General features: G+C 71.1%; 1 protein-coding gene. It reads left to right on the top strand.

Translation table 11 applies throughout. The features are described from left to right. Positions 1 to 45 precede the first annotated feature (45 nt). The coding region (locus tag FJV41_RS51195) for a hypothetical protein (RefSeq protein WP_141649676.1) at positions 46 to 408 on the top strand (363 nt) is incomplete at its 3' end.

Genomic DNA, 408 nt, shown 5'->3' with positions numbered 1-408 from the left:
CGTTATGAAAACATCATGTCAAGCTCTCATGATGAGGTCGGGGCGATGCTGCGGTCGGGTTTCATTCTGGGCGTGAGTGCTCCCGCGGCTCTTCTCACCGTGCTGATCCAGCCGGTGGTGCGTGAGACCGCCGACCGTTGGACGCCGCCGGTGCTCACGGCCGCGGCCTCCGCCGTCCACGCGCCGCTTCCGGGCATGCGCCCGGCCTCCCTGGCCCTCAGCCCGACGCGGGTCGCCGGTGTGCAGCGCGTCGACGGCCGTTCGGGCCCGGTCGCCGAGGAAGGGCAGGAGATCGGCATCCGGCCGATCCTGAAGCAGCCGCAGCAGCCGCGTCGTCTGGTCCGCGAGGGTTGCGAGACGGCGCTCAGCTCCCTGGTCGGCCCCGAAGCCCGCCGCATGGTTCCGGGC

Source organism: Myxococcus llanfairpwllgwyngyllgogerychwyrndrobwllllantysiliogogogochensis, assembly GCF_006636215.1.
Classification (GTDB): Bacteria; Myxococcota; Myxococcia; order Myxococcales; family Myxococcaceae; genus Myxococcus; species Myxococcus llanfairpwllgwyngyllgogerychwyrndrobwllllantysiliogogogochensis.
Note: the sequence above shows the minus strand (reverse complement) of the source record. Positions and strands in the feature narration are given on the sequence as shown.